Annotated in this window: 23 protein-coding genes and 1 tRNA gene; 17 read left to right on the top strand and 7 right to left on the bottom strand. The window is 35.5% G+C overall.

Going from position 1 to position 22,080, the window contains the following annotated elements:
• Positions 1-4: 4 nt before the first annotated feature.
• The 5 genes from R3D71_05240 (at position 5) to R3D71_05220 (ending at position 4,745) form a co-directional block, all read left to right on the top strand.
• The gene (locus R3D71_05240; GenBank protein MEZ5691051.1) at positions 5-1,069 is read left to right on the top strand and encodes an NAD(P)/FAD-dependent oxidoreductase; all 1,065 of its coding nucleotides are present in this window, start codon (positions 5-7) and stop codon (positions 1,067-1,069) included.
• Positions 1,070-1,251: 182 nt separating this feature from the next.
• Positions 1,252-1,962, top strand: coding sequence for a polymer-forming cytoskeletal protein (locus tag R3D71_05235; GenBank protein MEZ5691050.1), 711 nt, complete (start codon positions 1,252-1,254; stop codon positions 1,960-1,962).
• 225 nt (positions 1,963-2,187) lie between these two features.
• Complete coding sequence (locus R3D71_05230; GenBank protein MEZ5691049.1) at positions 2,188-2,727, top strand: hypothetical protein; 540 nt, start codon at positions 2,188-2,190, stop codon at positions 2,725-2,727.
• A 39-nt stretch (positions 2,728-2,766) separates the two neighbouring features.
• Positions 2,767-3,945, top strand: coding sequence for a UbiH/UbiF/VisC/COQ6 family ubiquinone biosynthesis hydroxylase (locus tag R3D71_05225; GenBank protein ID MEZ5691048.1), 1,179 nt, complete (start codon positions 2,767-2,769; stop codon positions 3,943-3,945).
• A 71-nt stretch (positions 3,946-4,016) separates the two neighbouring features.
• On the top strand, positions 4,017-4,745 hold the full coding sequence (locus R3D71_05220; protein ID MEZ5691047.1) for a hypothetical protein: 729 nt from the start codon (positions 4,017-4,019) through the stop codon (positions 4,743-4,745).
• Between the two features lie 152 nt (positions 4,746-4,897).
• Here R3D71_05220 and R3D71_05215 read toward each other — a convergent pair whose 3' ends face one another.
• Complete coding sequence (locus R3D71_05215; GenBank protein MEZ5691046.1) at positions 4,898-5,773, bottom strand: 4-(cytidine 5'-diphospho)-2-C-methyl-D-erythritol kinase; 876 nt, start codon at positions 5,771-5,773, stop codon at positions 4,898-4,900.
• 18 nt (positions 5,774-5,791) lie between these two features.
• On the bottom strand, positions 5,792-7,498 hold the full coding sequence (locus R3D71_05210) for a hypothetical protein (GenBank protein ID MEZ5691045.1): 1,707 nt from the start codon (positions 7,496-7,498) through the stop codon (positions 5,792-5,794).
• A 302-nt stretch (positions 7,499-7,800) separates the two neighbouring features.
• Here R3D71_05210 and R3D71_05205 point away from each other — a divergent pair, with 302 nt between their 5' ends.
• The 5 genes from R3D71_05205 (at position 7,801) to mrdA (ending at position 12,320) form a co-directional block, all read left to right on the top strand.
• A complete protein-coding gene (locus tag R3D71_05205; GenBank protein ID MEZ5691044.1) occupies positions 7,801-7,998 on the top strand; it encodes a hypothetical protein in 198 nt (65 codons plus the stop codon).
• A gap of 87 nt (positions 7,999-8,085) precedes the next feature.
• Entirely contained in the window at positions 8,086-8,265 is a 180-nt protein-coding gene (locus R3D71_05200; GenBank protein ID MEZ5691043.1) for an HIG1 domain-containing protein, read from the top strand.
• Between the two features lie 7 nt (positions 8,266-8,272).
• Entirely contained in the window at positions 8,273-8,833 is a 561-nt protein-coding gene (locus tag R3D71_05195) for a cob(I)yrinic acid a,c-diamide adenosyltransferase (protein MEZ5691042.1), read from the top strand.
• A gap of 163 nt (positions 8,834-8,996) precedes the next feature.
• Positions 8,997-9,830 carry a rod shape-determining protein MreC gene (gene mreC, locus R3D71_05190; GenBank protein ID MEZ5691041.1) on the top strand — a complete coding sequence of 278 codons (834 nt, stop codon included), beginning with the start codon at positions 8,997-8,999 and terminating at the stop codon, positions 9,828-9,830.
• A 537-nt stretch (positions 9,831-10,367) separates the two neighbouring features.
• Complete coding sequence (gene mrdA, locus R3D71_05185; GenBank protein MEZ5691040.1) at positions 10,368-12,320, top strand: penicillin-binding protein 2; 1,953 nt, start codon at positions 10,368-10,370, stop codon at positions 12,318-12,320.
• A gap of 184 nt (positions 12,321-12,504) precedes the next feature.
• On the opposite strand, the gene R3D71_05180 is transcribed toward mrdA, so the two are convergent.
• The 3 genes from R3D71_05180 to dapA are packed head-to-tail and all read right to left on the bottom strand — an operon-like array spanning position 12,505 to position 15,273.
• Positions 12,505-13,842 carry a hypothetical protein gene (locus R3D71_05180; protein MEZ5691039.1) on the bottom strand — a complete coding sequence of 446 codons (1,338 nt, stop codon included), beginning with the start codon at positions 13,840-13,842 and terminating at the stop codon, positions 12,505-12,507.
• Between the two features lie 14 nt (positions 13,843-13,856).
• Entirely contained in the window at positions 13,857-14,345 is a 489-nt protein-coding gene (gene smpB, locus R3D71_05175) for an SsrA-binding protein SmpB (protein MEZ5691038.1), read from the bottom strand.
• A 43-nt stretch (positions 14,346-14,388) separates the two neighbouring features.
• A complete protein-coding gene (gene dapA / locus R3D71_05170; GenBank protein ID MEZ5691037.1) occupies positions 14,389-15,273 on the bottom strand; it encodes a 4-hydroxy-tetrahydrodipicolinate synthase in 885 nt (294 codons plus the stop codon).
• 212 nt (positions 15,274-15,485) lie between these two features.
• Here dapA and R3D71_05165 point away from each other — a divergent pair.
• The 3 genes from R3D71_05165 (at position 15,486) to R3D71_05155 (ending at position 16,889) form a co-directional block, all read left to right on the top strand.
• Positions 15,486-15,562: transfer RNA gene (locus R3D71_05165), tRNA-Pro, on the top strand.
• Between the two features lie 28 nt (positions 15,563-15,590).
• A complete protein-coding gene (locus R3D71_05160; protein ID MEZ5691036.1) occupies positions 15,591-15,956 on the top strand; it encodes a hypothetical protein in 366 nt (121 codons plus the stop codon).
• 747 nt (positions 15,957-16,703) lie between these two features.
• Positions 16,704-16,889, top strand: a complete 186-nt coding sequence (locus tag R3D71_05155; GenBank protein ID MEZ5691035.1) for a DUF465 domain-containing protein — start codon at positions 16,704-16,706, stop codon at positions 16,887-16,889.
• 222 nt (positions 16,890-17,111) lie between these two features.
• Here R3D71_05155 and argH read toward each other — a convergent pair whose 3' ends face one another.
• Positions 17,112-18,530 (bottom strand): argininosuccinate lyase, encoded by a 1,419-nt coding sequence (gene argH, locus R3D71_05150; GenBank protein MEZ5691034.1) that lies wholly within the window; start codon positions 18,528-18,530, stop codon positions 17,112-17,114.
• A gap of 13 nt (positions 18,531-18,543) precedes the next feature.
• Between argH and R3D71_05145 the strand changes: the two genes are divergently transcribed.
• The 4 genes from R3D71_05145 to R3D71_05130 all read left to right on the top strand — a co-directional run bounded on the left by R3D71_05145 (position 18,544) and on the right by R3D71_05130 (position 20,187).
• Complete coding sequence (locus R3D71_05145; protein ID MEZ5691033.1) at positions 18,544-19,119, top strand: TlpA disulfide reductase family protein; 576 nt, start codon at positions 18,544-18,546, stop codon at positions 19,117-19,119.
• Between the two features lie 56 nt (positions 19,120-19,175).
• A complete protein-coding gene (gene rpmB, locus R3D71_05140; GenBank protein ID MEZ5691032.1) occupies positions 19,176-19,472 on the top strand; it encodes a 50S ribosomal protein L28 in 297 nt (98 codons plus the stop codon).
• 132 nt (positions 19,473-19,604) lie between these two features.
• A complete protein-coding gene (locus R3D71_05135; GenBank protein MEZ5691031.1) occupies positions 19,605-19,892 on the top strand; it encodes a type II toxin-antitoxin system ParD family antitoxin in 288 nt (95 codons plus the stop codon).
• The gene (locus R3D71_05130) at positions 19,876-20,187 is read left to right on the top strand and encodes a type II toxin-antitoxin system RelE/ParE family toxin (protein MEZ5691030.1); all 312 of its coding nucleotides are present in this window, start codon (positions 19,876-19,878) and stop codon (positions 20,185-20,187) included. The genes R3D71_05135 and R3D71_05130 overlap by 17 nt, the downstream gene beginning before the upstream one ends.
• Before the next feature lie 57 nt (positions 20,188-20,244).
• On the opposite strand, the gene R3D71_05125 is transcribed toward R3D71_05130, so the two are convergent.
• Positions 20,245-22,035 (bottom strand): hypothetical protein, encoded by a 1,791-nt coding sequence (locus tag R3D71_05125; GenBank protein MEZ5691029.1) that lies wholly within the window; start codon positions 22,033-22,035, stop codon positions 20,245-20,247.
• Between the last annotated feature and the right edge of the window lie 45 nt (positions 22,036-22,080).

The following is a 22,080-nucleotide window of genomic DNA, read 5'->3' as shown; positions in this document are numbered from 1 at the left end:
GGGCATGACTATAAAAACTGACGTAGTAATAGCCGGTGGTGGCTTTGGTGGGCTGATATGCGCTAAAGTCTTGGCAGAAAATGGTATTTCCGTTACCTTATTAGAGCGCAAAAAAGTCGCTGGTCAAGGTATGCACACTACCGGTATTATCGTTGGTGAGTGCGCTGAGGAATTTTCTTTACCAGATGAGGTAATCCGCAAAATAACTGACGTAAAACTTTTCGCTCCGAACCTTAAACATATTGACCTTACCACTGACGATTATTTCTTTCTGACCACCGACACCCCTGCCTTAATGAAATATTTATCTGACGAGGCTGAAAAGGCTGGAGCTACTATTTTATATGATACGCCATATGAAAACGCTGCTCATAAAAATGATGAGATAGAAGTAAATAACGGAAGTTTTTTCTGTAAGTTTTTAATTGGCGCTGATGGTCCACGTTCTAAAGTAGCGGAGGATTTTTCTCTTGGTAAAAACACAAAATTTTTGCTTGGCGCGGAAGCCGAATATAAAGGGTTGGATTTACCAGAAAATAGTTTTTATTGTTTTTTAGATCAACAATCAGCCTATGGTTATTTGGGATGGGTAATTCCTAGTGTTGGTATTACGCAAGTGGGACTTGCTTGTCGTATGCCGAAGCAGCCGGACATTAAACAATTTACTAAAAGAATGAAAAATATAATTGATTTTGATGGAACGGAAATTGTCGCTCGGCGTGGTGGACGTATACCGGTTGGTGGACTGGTTTCTCCATTTGCGCGTGGTAACGTAATATTACTAGGAGACTCCGCTGGAATTGTCTCTCCACTTACCGCTGGTGGAATTCATACCGCTATGCATTACGGAAAAGTTCTTGGTAATAGTATAGCTTATTACCTGCATAAAAACGGGGATAATCCAGAAAAAATTATGGCGAAGATTTATCCAAAATTTTACCTTAAACAAAGCATGCGATTCGCTTATGAAAACTTCGCGCCAAATTTTTTACTTAATATAATTCTTACAAATCCTGTATTTAGAAAGCTTGCAAGTGATGTATTTTTTAAACGAAAAAAATTGAGATAAAAATAACTGTGTAAAAATTGTAATTTTTTGTAGCTTCATAAAAAAAATTCTTATAGTCTGCATGAAATAATTCGCTAATAAAAGAATTATTGTTTTTGATAAAACTAGATGAAACTCTATTAGCGGCTTTTTCTGTTTATTAAATGCAAAATAACATGAAGTATTATTAGGAGAATAACCACATGTTCCGCCGTAAAGAAGAAGGCTTATTTGATGCCGACAGTGACCAAAACCAAATACAGGATGAAAATATGAAAAACTCTCAGGATGAAAAAGAATCTACAACATCTTCTAACTTTTCTAGCAACTCTTCTACCGGGGGTTCGTCTTCCGGAAGTAGCAGCACGCAGCAAGCGGCTCCTCAGCCAACCGCTCGTCCGGCTTCGCCACCACCAACCGCTAGCTCCTTCCGCCCGGCCGCTTCGCCTGCTGCGCCACTAGCATCAACATCTAATAATAGCAAAAGTGATTCTGCTAAGTCCTCTTCTATGCTTGGAGCAAAGTCTGGTGGAAGTAAGAGAGTACTAACTGTTGGCAATGATATTTTGCTTAAAGGTGAAATCGCTACCTGCGATCGCTTAGTGATAGAAGGTAAAGTTGACGCTACCCTTAATGATGTTCATACGGTTGAGATAGCTGAATGTGGTTCTTTCAAAGGGGCGGCACAAATTGAGGATGCTGAAATAAGCGGTTTGTTTGAGGGAGAACTCGTAGTTCGTGGTCGCTTAGTTATTTACTCAACTGGTATAGTGCGTGGCACTATCTCTTATGGGGAAATTGAAATTGAGCGTGGTGGTGAGCTGACCGGAGATATAAAAATGTCTGGGGCTTCCGGCAACAGTAGTTCTAGGTCATCTTCTCGTAGCTCTAAGGATGATAGAGTAGCCGCTTAGGTCGAAACAAGCTAACATGCTGTTTATTAACAAAAAAGTCCGACTATATTTTAGTTGGGCTTTTTTTATTGTCATAATAATTATGACATATTTTACTATATATCTTACTGTTATACCAATAAATTGTCATAAAAATGTAATACACGGAAGCCTATTAACAGTTTATCATTAGTGTTAAGTTTATTGAACAAACATAGTAGGTGAGACCTAACTTAGGATATTTATATGGTTACTATAAATACTAAAGAATATAGTATGGATGATTATAAATCCAAATATGACGACATAAGCTCTTTATACGATTACGCTGATGAGTTATTGCTAACCGTTGAGGATTCTAGAACTAGTAATCCGGCAAAGCATCTGGAACTTGTTGAACCGTTGGTTAACGAAATAGCAGATTCATCTGATGTTCTGGCTGAGGAGTTTTTATTAATAGCGGAAAGTCAAAAAAACAGAAGTGCCAGTAAATTTAGCAAGAAACGTATAGAATCAGCTCTTCGTAGAATATTTATGTCGTTGAGTGAGTATCATAGAAATGTTCGTTTGTTATATCGTAAAACTAGCAGCATAGCCTATAGGATTACTAATGAGATTGTTGATAAGATACAGAAGCATCTTGATAATATAGTTGTGATATTTTTTGAGTTCATAAATATATCACTACAGAGTATTATGAGCAAAACGGAACTTGCCGCTCTTAAGGAGCGTGACTCTCGTATAGCGGTTATGCTAAATCAGTCCTTAATTTCTCAGTATAATTAACACTATACAGATATATAATTCCTATTATATATATTAGTCATGGCTAAAAATTATGACATAGTAGTGGTTGGAGCTGGCCTTATTGGCATGAGCATAGCGATTTCTCTTGCTCGCTATGGATTAAAGATAGCTATATTAGAAAAAAATAATATAAAATTTAATAATAGACCAGAGGCAGATGGAAGAGTAAGCGCTATAGCTCTTGGCTCTAAGCTTATATTAGATGATATTGGGGTTTGGAGTAATATCACAAAATACGCTGAGCCGATATTAGATATTATAGTAACCGATGGTGATAGCCCATATTTTATACATTATGATCATGCGGAAGTATCTACAGAGCCGTTTGGGTTTATAGTTGAAAATAATTATATAAGACATGGTTTATATGAGTCTTTAAGAACATATGACAATATAGAAATAATTGAGAATTTTATAATTGATAAGGCTGATAATCATAAAAGTGAAGCAGTTATATATGGCACAGGTAATTCAGTATTAAACGCTAAACTATTGGTAGTAGCCGATGGTAGAAATTCAAAAACAGCGAAATCATTAGGAATAAAATATTATACATCTGATTATAAGCAAACGGCTATTGTGTGTACTATTGAACATGAGTTACCTCATCACGGTCTTGCTCAAGAAAAATTTTTCCCAGTTGGTCCATTTGCCGTACTTCCCATGCAAGGTAACTTCTCTTCTTTAGTCTGGGTAGAGCCTAGTGACAGAGTGAATTGCTATATAAAACTGGATAATGATGAATTTATAACTGAAATATCTGAGCGGGTCGGTAAATATTTAGGAAGTATAAAAAATGTTGGCAATCGCTTCTCTTATCCACTTTCTGCCTCACACGCTAAATCATATATAGCAAATAGATGTGTCGTTATTGGAGATGCCGCTCATGGGATTCATCCTATAGCTGGTCAAGGAGTTAATGTAGGATTTCGTGATGTACAAGAATTATCTAATCTTATCAAAGAACAGATATTAATAGGTGGTGATATTGGTGATTGTGATATTCTTAAAATCTATGAAAATAGAAGGATTTTTGATAATAGCTCAATGATAGCTATTACTGATATATTAAATAAATCTTTTTCTAACAATATTTTACCTATAAAACTTGTTCGTAGATTTGGGTTACTTACTATAGGGAAAATGCCGATATTAAAAAAGATGTTTATGAGGCATGCTATGGGAATAAATAAGTAAACATCTAATTGAAGTATAAGCTATATTATAATATAATGTGCTATAGTCTTATCTATTTTTATGATTGATTTATGAGATTAATGTACATAATAAACCGCATAACTATATATTTTATCACTGTTGTCGTGATGTTTTACGCTAGTAATGGTTCAGCGCAATTATCAACCTATAATGTCGCGAATCCCGGAGCTTTGAAAGTAGTAATATATGGTGATGAACTCACCGTTGGTAATTATGTAAGACCAGAAAATTCTTTTGCCGTACAGTTGGAACGGAAACTAAGAACAGTTGGATTTAACGTTAATGTTGAAGCGGTTGGTGAAAACAAAGTAACTTTGCTTACAGCATTACAAGAAATAGATGGCATAATGGGAAAAGCCCCTGATGTCATTATATTGCAGATTGGGCAGACTGATATAGAGCGTAATTATAATATTAATGAATATAAATATAATATGTTGAATCTTATAAAACAGATCAAGAAAAAAGGTATATATGTTATATTGATAGGAGTTAATGCTAAACCTTCAGCATATCGTAGTGAGTTGTATGTTAAACTTTTAAAAAAATTGATGAAATTTATTTCAGAAAGTACGCCAGTATATCCGTATATGCTCAAAGGCATTGAGGGGAATGAAAGATTTACTTTAGGGGATAATTATCATCCGAATGCTTATGGGATAAAATATCTAGTTGATAATATTTATGTTATGGTAGACGCTGGTCTGCGTTGGCGTATAGAGCAAATTAACAAATGGCATCAGGAACAGCAGCTCAAGATGTATCAATATGGCAGGTGAGTGATAGACATATTGCTTTTGTTATAAATATTCTGATCTATGCTAGATTGTATATTTAGAAACACTATTTTTTGAGATTTTATAGGTGTAACCTGACGATCTTTTTGCTAAAATAGCGATGTGGTACTGTGAACCATACCCTAAATTTATAGTTATTCTTGGATTGACGCGCTGACACACCAAGAGCCGCTGTATTTTCTCTTTAGTTCTAAGGCGGCGTTATCAGCGTTTTGTTTATTTTTGTATAAACCAAAACATGTAGCGCCACTTCCTGACATACGAGAAAGAAAGCATCCTGTAGTTTTTGATATGCTTTCTATTATATCGCCAATAATAGGGAATTTAGCGATAGTGACTTGCTGTAGAACATTACCATATAACTTTTCATCTATTAATAATTCTGGTTCAATAATATCCGTATAATTTTGTTTATCAGGGAACTGACCATACATACTTTTGTTTATGTTACCAAATATCTCAGCGGTTGATACAGAAATATCAGGTGTTATCAACACTATATATATTTTTTCTTTCAGTTGCAAAAAACTAATTTTTTCTCCAATACCTTCCATCAAACAAGCTTTTCTGTAATAGCATATAGGCACATCACTACCTAACTCTAACGCTATTTTTAATAGAGAGCTTTTATCAATATTAATTTTCCATAGGTCAGACAAAGCTCTGATTGTGGCTGCCGCATTGGCTGACCCCCCTCCTATTCCTGACGCTATCGGTAAATTTTTGATTAGAGTAATTTTTGCTCCTACAGGTTTTTTTGTATATTTCTGTAATGCTTTAGCGGATTTTATTACAAGGTTATTCTCAATTGGAAACTTTAATAATTTATCTCTAAATTCTCCTATTATATTAAGGCTTAAATTATCGCTGTCCTCAAATAAAAGCTCATCACCATAATTAACAAATACCACTATACTTTTTAGTAAATGATAGTTGTCCTCTCTTTTTCCAACAATTTTCAATGATAAATTAACTTTAGCCGGAGCGAAAATACTATTTGAGGTAACCATAATTACTACAGAGGTTTATTATTTAATTATCACCGTATTAGCGGCAGTAACCTTCTTTTTTTCAGCTATAGAGTCCGCTGATGGATTACTTTCTGGCAATCCATTCTTGATTTTTTCAATAATATTTTTGTTATTTACTTCATCCTCACTATATACAAGACTTCTATCCCATTGGAAGCGAGCTTCTATCTTACGATTAAGCCGCCAATAAACATCTCCCAAATGTTCATTTATAGTTTTGTCCGCTGGCATAATATTGATAGCTTTTTCAAGATAGGTAATAGAGTTTTTATAATCACCAAGCATGTATAAAGCCCAGCCCATGCTGTCTAAAATCTGTGGATCATTAGGACGTTTTAATACAGCTTTATGAATAAGATTTTTAGCGTCTTTTAATTTCTCATTACGCATTAACAGACTATAACCAAGATAATTAAGAACGTCCGGCTGCTCAGGATTTATTTTAAGAGCCAACTTAAGATTTCTTTCAGCATCATACCATTTTCCTAACTTATCGTATGAGGTGGCTATAGAAAATAACAATGACCAATTATTGCTGTCATTACCTGATAAAATAATAGCTTTTTTATAGGAATCTATAGCGTCAGCAAAATTTTCTTTTCCACGCAATAGATCACCTTTCGCTATATAAGCGTCAATATTATCAGGATATGACTCGAGAAAGCCATTGATATGCTCAAGCGCAAGATTATCTTTATCTTGTTTTCTAAAATTTATAGCTATGTATAGCTGTGATTCCACATATAACGGACTGTCCTTTTGTATTTTGGAAAGCAGTTTATTTGAAATTTCATATTGCTGTGATTTACTGTATGACTGAGACAATAAAACGGTAGCTATATCCATATCAGGTTTCAGATATGTCGCTATACGAAGATATAAAATAGAATCATCAACAATATTGGCGGCGAGCATTACCGAACCCATAGTGAGCATTACTTCCGCCACGCCATCACGCATATTTTTTATTGGTTTTATTTTTTGTTCGGCGAGATTAGGATATTTTTTCTTATAAAAATCTACAATTTTTTTCAGCTTCTTATCATGATTGTTATCATAAAAATTGATAAGAACTTTTATAACTCTATCCGCTGGCCTTGAAGTTTCGTTAACAGATTTTATAAAATTTTCAGTAGCTTCTGTGTTAAAACCAGCACTGCTATTAATAAGAGCCAGATGGTAATTTACTATTGATAAAACTTTTTTCGCGCTGGCGCTAAGGTTATCAATAGTCAGAGGTTTTTTTAATTTATTCTGCTCAACATCTAGCCACGCATATATTAAAGGAAGCCATAATTGTTCTTTTTCCTCACTAAAGCTGTTACTTAAAATCTTCTCAGCTTTTTGCGGGTTATTTTTGTTTATTTCTTCTAAAGCGATTAATAGAGAGGCAATGGTGTTTTTATCGTCATATTTATATATATGATAAGCAATTTTTATAGCTTGTTTAATCTCACCATTTAATAAGTATAATCCCATTAACTGATTGGCTATGGATATATTATTTTTGTCATAAAAATAAACTTGATTTAAGGCTTTAATAGCTCCTTCTATGTCTCCTTTTGAACGCAAAAAACGACTTGAAAGATAGTTTGCCGACACACCATAGCTTATATAATCATCATAATCATTTGATTTATCAATAGATTCAAAAGCTATTTCATTTTCATTGTTAAAAGTTCCGCTATCTGTTTTTTTATTCAATAGATATAGCGAAACTCCCATGAATATTATTACAATTGATGGGATTAAGATATATATATTCTTTATTTTCAGCATATTAGATGTATTTTTTGAAAAAACCATTAAATGAAAGCCCATTATAGCATAATATAATGAGTTTTATAATAAAAACACTTGCTTGTTTACTCTATATTACTAGAATCACGCACTGAATTTATTAGAAAATAGCTAATTTTTTATGAACTTGGCATTGTAATTATTATAAAATCATAAAAAATATAATGGCTTACGTTATTTATAATACTTATTGAAGGGTATAAGATATGAGTGGAAAAGCAAGTAAGAATAATCCTGAGTCACGTGGGAAGGTAACAGCACTACGTAAGATAAATGGTAAACAGGTAAAACCGGTTCTTTTCATTAAGAGCGGTGTTGGTCGTTACATGGCGGCAGCTTTTGAGGATGGTAGCCTTGCGATTGATAAAAACACTGGTCTGCCAGTAGCATATAAGAATGTTTAGTAGTAATTATATTTAGTTTATATCTACTGTCTGACCTCGTAACAGGACATCTTTTAGTTATTTGAAGGCTAGTTAATTATCATGTTTATGAATTTATTGTTAGCTATCCTTGTTTTTGCGGTTTTTATCGTATTAATTTCTGGGATATTTATGATGGGTAGCGGCGGAAAACTTAACCGTAAATATGGAAATAAATTGATGACAGCTCGTGTATCGTTGCAGGGCTTGGTGTTGCTTCTTGTAGTAATTATCTATCTTATGAGATAGGCTTTATATGGTTAAAATAAATAAAATATATACAAAAACCGGTGATGATGGACAAACAGGTTTAGCCGATGGTTCTAGGCGCGCGAAATTTGACTTACGTGTAAAAGCTTATGGTACTGTTGATGAGGCCAATTCATCAATCGGGATGGCAAGGCTTTATATAGATGAAAAATACGACAAAAACCTTTTTATGGTGCAAAATGATCTTTTTGATTTAGGCGCAGATCTTTCTACTCCACATAACAACAATAATGATAAGGCTTTGCGGATAGCACCGTCACAAACAGAGCGTCTGGAACATGAAATAGATAGTATTAACGCTAATATATCACCTCTTACTTCTTTTGTGTTACCGGCTGGAGGCCAAGCGGCGGCCTATTTACACATGGCACGATGTGTTGTAAGGAGGGCTGAGCGAATTTCTTGTGAATTATCTAAAGTTGAAACGATAAATAATGAAGTAATAAAATACCTTAATCGTCTTTCTGATCTGCTTTTTGTACTAGCCAGAGCTAGTAACAATAATGGAAAAGCTGATATATTATGGATTCCAGCCGCTAATCGCTAGCATATAGCATAGCCTTAAGCCTATTAACTGAATATTCAGAAAAATATTTTATAGTTATATAAGAATTAAGTTGCGATAGTAGAATTATATCGTAAAAATATATTCTATAATAGTTTGTTCTGTATATTATTTTTATCATTTAACCAATTGAAAAACATTAAAAATGTCAATTAAGAAAGGTCGTAATAGCAACATAGCGGCTGTAGCCACCTCTAGGGGATCGGTTAGGTTTTCGCTTGCTTTGTTGATGGTAGCATCTCTTGTTCTTATAACCATGAATAAGGCTGAGAACCCTTCTGTATTACGTTTTCGGTCGGCAATTATTGATGTTTTATCTCCTGTTATATCGGTTATAAGCAAGCCAGCTAGCAGTATCTCTAATATTGGTATATGGATGAGTGAAATGGTGAATTTACGCGCTGAGAATATTTATCTTAAAAACGCTAATTCACAGCTGTTGCAATGGCAAACATTAGCCAAAAATCTGGAAGCGGAAAATCATAATCTTCGTATGTTAATGAACGCTCTTCCAGATGATAAAAACAACTATATAACCGCTAGGATTGTTACCGATACTAGTGGTCCTTATGTTCGCTCCGCTCTTATTGAAGGTGGTGACAATCAGGGAATAAAGAAAAATTTAGCTGTTATAAGTGAAGCCGGTCTTGTTGGTCGTACTATAGAGGTCGCGGATAATAATTCTCGTATATTGCTGATTGATGATATTAACTCACGTGTCCCAGTTATGGGAGAATCAAGTCGTGAGAAATCAATAATGGTAGGCAACAATAGCAAGCTTCCCACATTATCCTATATATCTACTGATAGTAAATTGAAAGTTGGTGAACGTATTATAACTTCTGGTGATGGTGGTATATTTCCGTATGGAATAGCAGTTGGTGTAATCACTGAAATTAGAAAAAATAAGATAGTGGTTCAACCATTTATAAACGGCGCTAATATAGAATATGTGAGTATTATTGAAAACTCGCTTTAATTTAGGTTATAATGAACAAACTCGTAAAACGCTTAAATTTGTTTATACTGTTTTTGGTGCCTTCATTTATTACTTTGCTACTATTATTAATATCAGTCACTCCTATTCCATTATGGGGAGCGAATTATATAACTCCTCTTTTTCCACTGATTTCAATTTTTTATTGGGAACGTTATAAGAATAGATATATTCCTTTTACTTTTATTTTCGTTATTGGTTTACTGCATGACGCTATGATTGGAAACTTAATTGGTATATCATCGTTACTATATATTATATTTGTCACAATAATTTATAGCAACAATAGAAGGTCAATCGGGGATAATAGTTTCATTGGTATTTGGGGATATTTCGCTATTTTATTAATAATAATTTCCGCGATAAAATGGGTAATAATGTCATTTTCAGGAAACTATATTAGCGCTATATTACCAGTTATTCTGCAAGTTCTCATTACAATATGTTTTTATCCTATTTTTCATAAATTATTTGATGGATTGACAAAAAGTATTAATCAAAAACGCAGAGTTCTGATTAATGGCTAGGAAGAGTGAAAAGCAACTTGTCTTTACAAGACGTTCCATATTTTTAGGTGGTGTTCAGCTTGCAGCTTTTTCCGCTCTTGCGGCACGACTTTACTATCTGCAATTCATCAATGCTGAAAAATACGCTACCTTATCAGAAAATAACCGTATAAAATTGCAGCTTATAGCTCCGCCTAGAGGTAAAATATTAGATAGAAATGGCAAACCAATGGCCATTACCAACATTAATTACCGGCTATTTATTGATTACAGCGCCATAAGTCAGGACACACTTAAGTATACTATAGAAAAGCTTAAGAAATTAATTGAAATAGCAGATAAAAAAATAGAAGAAATTGAAGGAATAAAAGTATCTAGCATCGCTCCTCCTATCCTAGTTAAATCTAGTCTGGAGTGGGATGAAGTGTCATTAATTGAGCTTAATATAATGGAACTAACTGGTGTAATGATTGATATAGGGCAGATACGTTATTACCCTTTATTTGAAAAAGCAGCTCACCTTCTTGGCTATGTAAGTGCGGTAAATAAAAATGAGTTATCAGAGAATGACCTTCCTTTGCTTAGATTGCCAGACTTCAAAATCGGTAAGAATGGCGTGGAAAAAATGCTTGAAGATAGATTACGTGGTAAGGCTGGTATCAGACAGCTAGAAGTTAATGTTCATGGAATGCCAGTCCGAGAAATAAGTAAAACCGAAAGTATAGCCGGTGACAATATATCTCTTACTATTGATAAAGATCTACAAGAATATGCCGCTGAATTGATAAAGGATGAAAGCGCGAGTGTTTTAGTAATGGATATAGATACTGGCAATATACTTACTATGCTTTCTATGCCTGCCTTTGATCCCAATATATTTAGTTCAGGTATAAGTAACGAGTATTGGAAACAGCTTACCAGTAATAAAAAATCTCCTTTGCTTAATAAGTCTATCGCTGGTCAATATCCTCCTGCTTCTACATTCAAGATGATTGTTGGGCTTGCGGCTTTAGAAGCTGGTATAATAAACTCATACAGCACTGTATACTGTCCCGGTCATTTCTTTTTAGGCAGGCATCGTTTTAATTGCTGGAAGGTAGGTGGTCATGGAACAGTTAACTATCATGAGGCGATACAGCAATCATGCGATACTTTTTTCTATACTGTAGCGCAAAAGCTTGGTGTTGAAAAAATTGTTGATATGGCACACCGCTTTGGGCTTGGAGAATTGCATAATATTGGATTAGTAGGAGAAAAAGATGGTAATGTTCCAACTCCACACTGGAAAAAAAAGGCACATAATCAAAGGTGGAGTGGTGGTGATACTATAAATTACGCTATTGGACAGGGTTATTCTTTAGCGACTCCTCTACAACTTATGGTGATGGTAGCGCGTATGGCCAGCGGTATGAAGGTAGAGCCACGTCTTTTTGTAGATGAAGGACAAGAGAACCCTGTATTTCCTGCTATGAATGTTAGCGAAGATTTACTTGAATTAAATAGAAAGGCAATGATCTCAGTAAATAATGATCGCAGAGGAACAGCTTACTATAAACGTATTATTGATCCTCGTTTTAAGATGGCTGGCAAAACAGGTACCGCGCAAGTTCGTAAAATTACTAAGCGTGGGCAAGACCAAAATTTAATAGACTGGGAATCAAGACATCACGCTCTTTTTGTTGGATTCGCTCCTATTGATAAGCCAAAATTCGCTTGTAGCGTTGTAATTGAACATGGTGGTGGTGGCTCAGCGGCGGCGGCTCCCGTAGCTAGGGATATATTGCTTAGAACACAGCAAATAGCAGCTGGTGTTGAGTTAATTCCACAAGAACCATCCGCTATATACTCTAATACTACCACTAATAATCCTGAACCAATTGAGGAAAGAACCGAGGATATAGAAGATACGGCAACCACAAGAGATGGTTTTACTGACATAACTGATAAGCTAGAAGAGTATCAGTAAATGACCGGAAGAAATTTGGAACTGTTATAAGAACAAAATATACCAAACCAACCATTCCATAAGACACGACTCTATAAGTCATAGCGAAGTAGAACAAGAGTATAGACGAAGAACTATCTATAACCCGTACATCTTTGCGACTTACAGGATAAAAAATATTCCAGCAGAGACAGAGGATAAATAACTAGGCTTTTTTGTTACTACCAGAAAAATCTCCAAGTTCCTGAACGATACGTGACTTAATCGCGTTACGGTTGGAAGCTGGTATTCCATAACGTATAGCAAGCAGAGCGTAATCCTCATCAGCCAGAGCTATTGGAAGATGCACAGATTCCTGATGAGAGACAGGAAGCTCTATTATACGCCGAACAACATCTGAAAGACGCATTTCATTACGAATCGCTTCATCTATTATCTGATTAGCCACACGTAACTCACATTCAACCGAATCACCACCATCAGAAGAGATAACTCTATTTTCTTTTACAAGTTCCTTTGTTTTTTCATTACTATTACTACTTGAAAAGCTAGGGCTTACCTGACCATTTGTTAGTGATGGCTTCACTTCTTCTTTGCTAAGAACGGTTGTCATATTACTTTTCTCCTCGTTGTTATTTTTTGTTATTATCTTATTATTGTCTTCATTATTATTAATCTTCTCTTCTTTTATATCTTCGTCTATCTTTTTTTCAACATTAACTAACGAATTAGGTTTTATTTCACTAGCTACTATTTCCTCTTCAACCAAATCATTAACAGCAACTTTTTCCTTAATAATATCTAAATTATCTTCTTTATTATCCTCAATTTTCTTACCACCCTCAACATCATTACTAATATCATTCTTTACAATTAAATTAAGATCTGAATCACTTGTTTCATAGTGCTTATCTGCCTCATGCACCACTTCAGCTATATCGGAAGTTCTACGATATATGGTAGCGTAAATATCAATTTTACCATCTTTATATTTCTCAATTTCTATGGCGTGTTCATTACTGCTACTACCCAGCAAAGTATACTCAAATTCTTTACCTGGCACCGAGTTATCACGCCCTTTTCTAAAATCAGCGTTATAGATATGCCCTTTCATACCCTGTATTTCACGTTTATAGTCAGATACAAGCCAACCTTTTAACTCTTCTATATTGTTATTACAGGAAAATTTACTTTCCTCACTATCACTAATTATTTTATCTATCGCCACTTTATCAAACAGCTTGTTTTTATTTTCCTCAGATATTTTATGCGATATGGCCAAATACTGCTCACCTTGAGCTTCCGCTATTATAATAGAAATAATATTACCTTTTTGGCTATCCAAAACGAAAGATGTTAAGGTATCATCGCCGAAACGGTAACTATTAATAGTCTTTACCTTTATCTTCTTTCCACTTAGCTCAGATTGTGGAACATACCCAAACCCTATTACACTACCTATCTGCATATCAGTCAGTTTAAGTTTTTCTGGGAGAGGATTCTTTTTTACTGGTTTCCAAAAATCTGTAATAGCTTCTAACATATAAATACCTATAATTACCCGTTTTTATTTCTTATAATTCTTGCTTTATCGCGCTGCCAATCACGTTGTTTTATAGCATCACGTTTTTCATATTGTTTTTTACCCGTCGCTAGTGCCAATTTTATTTTAATTAAACCACGACTATTAAGGTAGAGAGACATTGGCACCAATGTAACTCCTTTAACCTTAAGTTTACCAAGTAGTTTGCGTATCTGTTTTTTATGCAGTAGCAACTTACGTGGTCTACGTGGCTCATGATTAAAACGATTCCCACCGGAATATTCAGCGATATATGAGTTAAATAACCATATCTCACCATTTTTTTCACCAGCATAGGCATCCATTATCTGAGCCTTGCCCGCACGTAGCGACTTAACTTCAGTCCCCGTTAGCACAATGCCAGCTTCAAACTCTTCCTCAACAGAAAATTCAAAACGAGCTTTACGATTTAACGCTATACTATTTCCAGTATTTTTTTTTGCCGCTTTATTTTTTCCTGTCATGGAATCATTCCAATCACTGCGCTAATAAAGATGAAAAATTCTTTTATAGCAAGTCTAAATTGATTAATATTTTTTTAATTTCATTTTTAGTTGTTTCCGTAACTTCAACTAATGGCAATCTTAAGTATGGCGAAGATTTACCTATTAATGATGCAGCATACTTTACGGGACAAGGGCTTGTCTCTCTAAACATCGCGTCATTTAATTCTGTTAATTTATCTTGTAGTTCTAATGCTGAATAATAATCACCGGAAAAACATTTATTTTGTATTTTTGCGCAAAGGCTGGGAACAATATTAGCCGATACTGAGATACAACCATGTCCTCCAGAAGCGTTAAACGCGACCGCTGTCATGTCCTCACCAGAAAACATAAAAAAATCTTTATCTAAATCTTTCAATTTATTTCTCAAAAGATAAGGACGGGCTAGATCGCCGGTAGCATCCTTAACTCCAACGACATTAGGAAGATGAGCGAGACGAGCTATAGTATCATCTGATATATTAACCACGCTACGACTAGGAACATTATATATTATTATCGGTATTTCCACAGCGTCATTAATAGCCTTAAAATGCTGATAAATACCTTCTTGATTTGGTTTATTATAATATGGGGCGACTACAAGCACGCTATCAGCGCCAACTTTTTTGGCGTGCTGAGTGGTCATTATAGCCTCATCTGTTGAGTTTGAGCCAGTTCCCGCCATAATATGCGCTCTGCCCGCCGCCGCCTCAACACATAGCTCTATGACTCTGTTATGCTCGTCATGAGTAAGAGTAGGCGACTCACCAGTAGTCCCGCATGGGACAAGACCGTGCACCCCCTCCTCTATCTGCCATTCTATAAAATCACCAAATTTTTTCTCATCTATAGTGTTTTCAGAGGTAAATGGGGTAATTAACGCTGTATATATACCTTTAATCATAATTTTTAGTTGACAGTTAATTATTGATGTTTAAGAAGGTGATTCGCATAATTCATTGATATGATATTATTGCTTATCGTGTTGTAAACTGTTAGTACATCTTTAATAGGATATTCGTCAATAAAAAGCTTATATAACGCCTCTATTTGATGTATATTGAATATGTATTATGCCTAACCACAAATGGATATTTGTTGTTAGGAGTGTTTAGTCGGGGAGTAGCGCAGCCTGGTAGCGCATCTGGTTTGGGACCAGAGGGTCGTAGGTTCGAATCCTATCTCCCCGACCATGTTCGAACATTTAAGGTGCTCATATATATGAAGAAATTTTTATCAATAATACTTCTTTGGTTGATGGCAATTGCTATATCCACCACCTCTTTTTATTTTCACTGGAATCATTGGCCTGATATCGCCGAGATGATTATTGGTCATACTCTATATGCCTTATTGGCTATGCCGTTTTCTTTTCTACATACAATCACTTTTTTTGATGGTTCTGCTCTACGTGTTCATGGCTTATCTTTCATAATGCTACTTATTGGCTATTGGGCAGTTTTAATTTACTTGCACATAAAATATCTAAGGACAGAAAAGTTGATCTTTATCTTATTTCTGGGAGTTATACTGATTATTTCTGCAATAAAATGGCTTTATTATTCAGTGGGCATGATAGGAATATAACTCAAATAGAAAAAGCTGCCTTTACTATCTGATTAGGAATCCTGATAGGCAATTGTAAAATAACCAACTTTAACCCCTCATTGGTTCTAAAGACGTACAGCCGCTCCGACCATTACTAAAGAAGGGCTTTACGCCCTTTTTTAGTAATGTTGCGGTTATTTGATAGGATAAGAACCGTTAGGTTCGACAATTTTGCAGCAAGCAAAATTAGACGGCATAGCCACCCGTAGGGTGAATGACCAGTAGGTCATTTATCAATCCTACCTCCCCGACCATTACTGAAAATACCATCAATTTTATTAAAAATCTTTGTATAGATAATTGCCATCAATAAAAGACAAATTTATAAATCACACTGATTTAACTATAGTAAATTGCCTTTATTTTTACCCATAAAAATAAAGGCATCTCGCTCGCTTCGCGGCGCAAAACTGACTCTTTTGGAGCAGGTTTTGATAGTAACTTGGGTAATTCTTACCGCAAGTTACTATGGATTATTTATACCACAGCGCATTGATCGCAAGAAAAATAAAAAGCTGTTAACATCTTTTATCTTGAAAATATAGTCAATTTTTTTGTATAATGTATGACGTTCACTATAAATTATTTGGTGAAACTGCGATAAAAAAGCAACATCAGTAGATTATGGGAAGCATGATATAATAAGCTTACATATTACTATGTTCTTATAAAATCAGCAGAATTATTGACCGTAAATTCAATTCTAAAGAAAGGGTTAATACTGTTATGTCTATTCAGTCACATATAGAATCATTATCTGAAAAACACGCGCAAATTAAAGAACAAATTACTGAGGAAATGAACCATCCGTCTCCCGACTTTGGTGTGATAACCGAGCTTAAGAAACAAAAGCTGCTAATAAAAGAGGAAATGCAGCGATGTATTGACATGGGAGAAAAGGTTTCGGCGTAGCTAAAACCCTTAACTATAAAAGCATATAACTGAAAAAAGCCATGAACTTAAGTTTGTGGCTTTTTTATTTTTTACTAGCTTCCCGTTCAATTTGGTCTGGTGTTTTTAGGTTTCCTTTTATACCGCATGAAGCTGTTAATTGCACTAGAATCATAGCTGATATTATAATTACAAAAGAACGCATATTATCTCCTTACTATTATGATAATAGAATAATATTGTTTAGACTATCCTGCTTCTTGCCTCAGCTATCGCTTGTTTTACGTTATAAGGAGAAGTCCCTCCATAACTTTTTCTGCTATTAACTGAATTTTCCACACTTAAAAAATCAAATATATTTTCATTTATATGTGGTTCTATAGTCTGCATTTCAGCAAGCGGCAATTCTTCCAAAGCGATTTTTCTATCAGACGCTAATTTTACAATCCTCGCGGTAACATGATGGGCATTACGGAACGGCATTTTCAATTCCCTAACCAACCAGTCAGCAAGATCAGTGGCGGTGGAATACGCAGCTCCCGCCGCTTTTTTCATATTTTCTTTATTTACGGTTAAATCCCTAACCATACCACTCATAGCTTGAACACATAAGCTGATATTACTCGCCGTATCAAATACTGGTTCTTTATCCTCCTGCGTATCTTTATTATAAGCAAGAGGCAGTGATTTCATAGTAGTAAACAACGCTATCATGTTACCAAGCATCCTCCCACTTTTCCCTCTGATAAGCTCAGCAGCGTCAGGATTACGCTTTTGTGGCATTATAGAACTTCCAGTAGAATAAGCGTCTGAAAAACTAATAAAGGCGAATTGCGCGCTTGACCACATAACCATTTCCTCAGCAAGACGTGATAAATGTAAGGCGCAAATGGCAGAAGTTGATAAATATTCCATAGCGAAATCACGATCCGATACAGCGTCTAGTGAATTTGCCATAGGCCTGCCAAAACCAAGTTCCTTAGCTGTCATAAAACGGTCTATAGGAAATGAGGTTCCAGCGAGCGCCGCAGCACCAAGTGGAGACTCATTGAGTCTGTTTCTAGCGTCTTTAAGTCTATGCCTGTCTCTTTGAAGCATCTCCACATAAGCCAGCAAATGATGAGCGAAAATTACCGGCTGTGCCACTTGTAAATGAGTAAATCCCGGCATTACGCTATCTGTATTTTCTTCTGCCTTATCAAGAAGCGATGTTTGGAGTTCTTTTATATGGTTATCTAAGGAATCCATAGCATCTCTTATATAAAGCCGAAAATCGGTCGCCACCTGATCATTGCGCGAACGAGCGGTATGGAGCCTACCAGCAGCATCCCCTATTCTTTCTTTTAAGGCTGCCTCTATATTCATATGAATATCTTCCAGCTCTTCTTTGAATTCAAAATCACCATTTTCTATATCTAGCGCGATCTCTGAAAGACCAGCTATAATTTCCACTGAGTCTTTACTATCTATTATTCCTTGAGTAGCTAACATTTTAGCATGGGCTATTGACCCTTTTATATCTTGCCTGTAGAGTATCTTATCAAAATCTACGGATACATTAATCTTAGCCATGAGTTTGTCAGGTGGATAGGAAAATTGCCCACCCCACATCTGGTTCGCTGAGGAAACTTTATTTTTTGTGTTATCTGTTGAATCAACCATAGGAAGCTCCTTTATGTTTACGCAAAGATTTACATCGTTTCTTCACTCTTTGGCAAGTAGGAGAGTTATATTTATTTTGTTACCGGTTATTATCGCTATCACTGTTTTAGCTAATAGCCTATTTTTTACCGACATAGCAAAAGCTGAATCCGTAATAGATGTAATGCCGGATATAAGTTATACTGACAAAAGTAATAAAGAACATAAATTCGACCCTAGCGGTAACAAGCTTACCGCTCTGCATTTTTGGGCTACTTGGTGTCCGCCATGTGTAAAGGAATTACCGGAAGTAAGTAAAACTCAAGAAAAATATAAAGGTAAAGGGTTTAAGGTTATTGCGATTTCCCTAGATGGAAAAAATGTTGATAAAGTAGAAAAATTCTTGAAAGACAATAAAATAGATAATCTTGACGTATTTTATGATGTTTATATGAAAGCATTTAAGGCTCTTAAAATTGATGCTCTGCCAACCACTATATTTATAGATAAGACTGGAATGATAGTGTTACGCAAGCAATCAGTGGTTAAATGGGAAAGTGAGGAAACAACCAATTTGATAGAGGAATATCTTGACTTAAAAGATATATAGATATATAAAGCCCGCCTGTTTAACTCTAAAATCTCTACAAATCAAAAGGTAACATCATGTCTAAACGTTGTGACATAACAGGAACAGGTTCTCAATCAGGGAATAATGTTTCTCATTCTAACCGTAAAACTCGTACTCGTTTTATGCCTAACTTACAGCATGTTACCTTAAAAAGCGAAGTTCTCGGCGTAAATGTTCCACTAAGGGTAACAGCCGCTACTTTGCGTAGCATTGAGCATAATGGTGGTCTTGATGGCTACCTACTTAGCCATTCAGCAAATAAAATGACTGAAAAAGCCGCTAAGTTAAAACGTCAAATTAAGCGTAAAATGGCTGCCGCTGAGGCTGCTTAATCCTCGCTTAAAAAGCAACTCTGCTACGCTTATACTCTTTAACGTTAGGTTTTCGGCTTGCTTTTAACTGTCAGAATTGATATTATATACACATATAATCAATACATAATTGGTTCATAAAAAGGTCTTATTATGAATATAGGATTTCCGAAGGTAGACGAGAACTATATTAAATCGCAAGTTGAAAAAGGCTACTTCGCTAACGAGACTGAGGTCGTTAGGGCTGCCATACGGGCAAAAAGAGAAGCTGAAGAACGTCAGGATAATTTTAGAGCCGCTATCAGGATTGGGGCTGAGCAAACCGCGCTTGGGAAAGGAATATTATTTACTGATGAGCTTATGGATAATATTGAACAGACTGCTATAAGAAACGCTGAGAGTGGTAAAGCGATCAGTAATCCTGATGTCATTCCAAAGTAAGTATAGATTAGAAATAGCTCCTATCGCGCAGTCGGACATTATTGATATTTTACAGTATACACATGAGAATTACGGTAAAAGACAGCGTAAAAATTACTCGGATGCCATTAGAAAAGCTTTGAAGACCATTCAGGAAGTCCCGTATTTAGGGCACGCACGAAATGATATAGGAGAAAATTATAAAGCTTGGAACGTAAACAAACACACGATTATTTACGCTATTGAAGGCAATATAATTTCTATTTTTCGTGTATTGCATTCTCGTATGGACTTTCCAGAATATATAGTAATTTAATTTTTTTTTGAAGTAAATCTCCACCATCCCCAAAAATTATTTAGAGATTTGTGACTATTATCTAAATAAATCTAATAGCTGCTCAGTCATTGTCTCACCGAGTTTTTCTATATCAGAAATGGTGATAGCTTTTTTGTAATATCTGGTTACGTCATGCCCAATGCCAATAGCAACCAATTCTATCGGTAATTTAGTTTCCACATACTCTATAACTTCTCTAAGATGGCTATCCAGATAACTACCAGTGTTGCAAGATAGAGTGCTGTCATCAACCGGCGCGCCGTCGGATATAACCATCAGAATTCGTCTTTGCTCATTCCTAGTCAGCAAACGCTCACACGCCCATAATATCGCCTCTCCATCTATATTTTCTTTCAACAATCCTTCCTTTAGCATAAGTCCAAGATTCTTCCGAGATTTCCGCCATGAGCTATCGGCTGATTTGTAAATGATATGCATAAGGTCGTTAAGCCTACCCGGTTTTGATGGCTTATTATCATTTACCCATTTTTTGTAGGAATTTCCGCCCTTCCATTCTTTAGTGGTAAAACCAAGTATCTCTACTTTTATACCACAACGCTCCAATGTTTTGGCTATAATATCCGCCGAAAGCGCGGCTATGGTAATTGGTCTACCACGCATTGAGCCGGAATTATCAATAAGCAAAGTGACTACGGTATCACGAAAATCCGTTTCCTCTTCTAACTTATATATATGGTTATAATTGGGTTTTATAATGACACGGGACAGTTTTTTACTGTCAATTATTCCATCTTCTTCATCAAACAACCATTTTCTTGCTTGTTTTGCCAATAACAAACGCTGTAAGCGATTAGCAAGACGTGATGTCACTGTATGAAAACGAGTAAGTCTTTCATCAAGTTGCGCGCGTAATTTCTCAATCTCTGCTGGAGTGGCTAGCTTGGTGGCGCTAGTTATCTCATCAAATTTAGTGGTATAGGCATGGTAAGGATTTACCAGTGATTTCGCGTCAAAATTATAAGGATATGGACTGTTATGCGTTGCCGCATTCTCTTCTTTACCTTGCTGCTCTACAGCTTGCTCTATTTGTGGCGATGATAATTGGATCTTAGTTTGTTCTTTGCTACTTACACTATCACCTGAGGAAAAAACTATCTCATTTTCCTGTTCACCGCTATCTGGTGTTTTTTTATTATTATCACTGTCATCACTAGGTTTTTTATTTTTATCTTCTTTACTATCATTGGTGCTAGCGGACGTGGTAACAACATCAACAAGCTGTCCTATTATTCGCGCGTATTCCTTCTGATTGTCAATGCAAGCTCGCATATCGGCAAGTAACGGTATAATTTTCTTTACGCTTGTGCTGGGATTTCCAGCGTATATGGCAAGTTTTTCTGGAAGATCCATATTTTGGATATGCTTTCTCGCCTGTAATATTATTTCCTCAGCGAGAGGGAGTTTTTCATCTGTTAGGAAATCTCTATATTCATTGTTAAAAAAACTTTCTATATTGTGGCGTACTCCTGACATTTTACTACCACCTAAAGACTGTGTCCTTATTTCCTCAAAGCGATTAAACAATTCAGCCTGCTGTGGATATTCTTTGATTATAGAATTATGCAATTTCTTATCATGATAGCGAAGGAACATAGCCTTGCTATCGGCTTTTCCTCTTATTCTCGCCAGATCATCATGGTTATAATTAGAAAAAATTGGTGGTAGGGTAATTTTATTATCAGAATCACTCCGGCTGTTCATATTAGAGAACTCAACCTGAAGATTATCTTTCCGCGCTAAGGCTCTGGTCGCGTCCTCAATAGCGTTTTGTAATATATCAGGAGGTGTTTTGGGTTTTGCTGGCATTTATATGTATTTTACTTACCTATACAGTATTTTGTTTTTATATCC

It is taken from the genome of Rickettsiales bacterium, from assembly GCA_041396965.1.
Lineage (GTDB): Bacteria > Pseudomonadota > Alphaproteobacteria > Rickettsiales > SXRF01 > SXRF01.
This window is presented reverse-complemented; position numbering and strand designations above follow the sequence as displayed.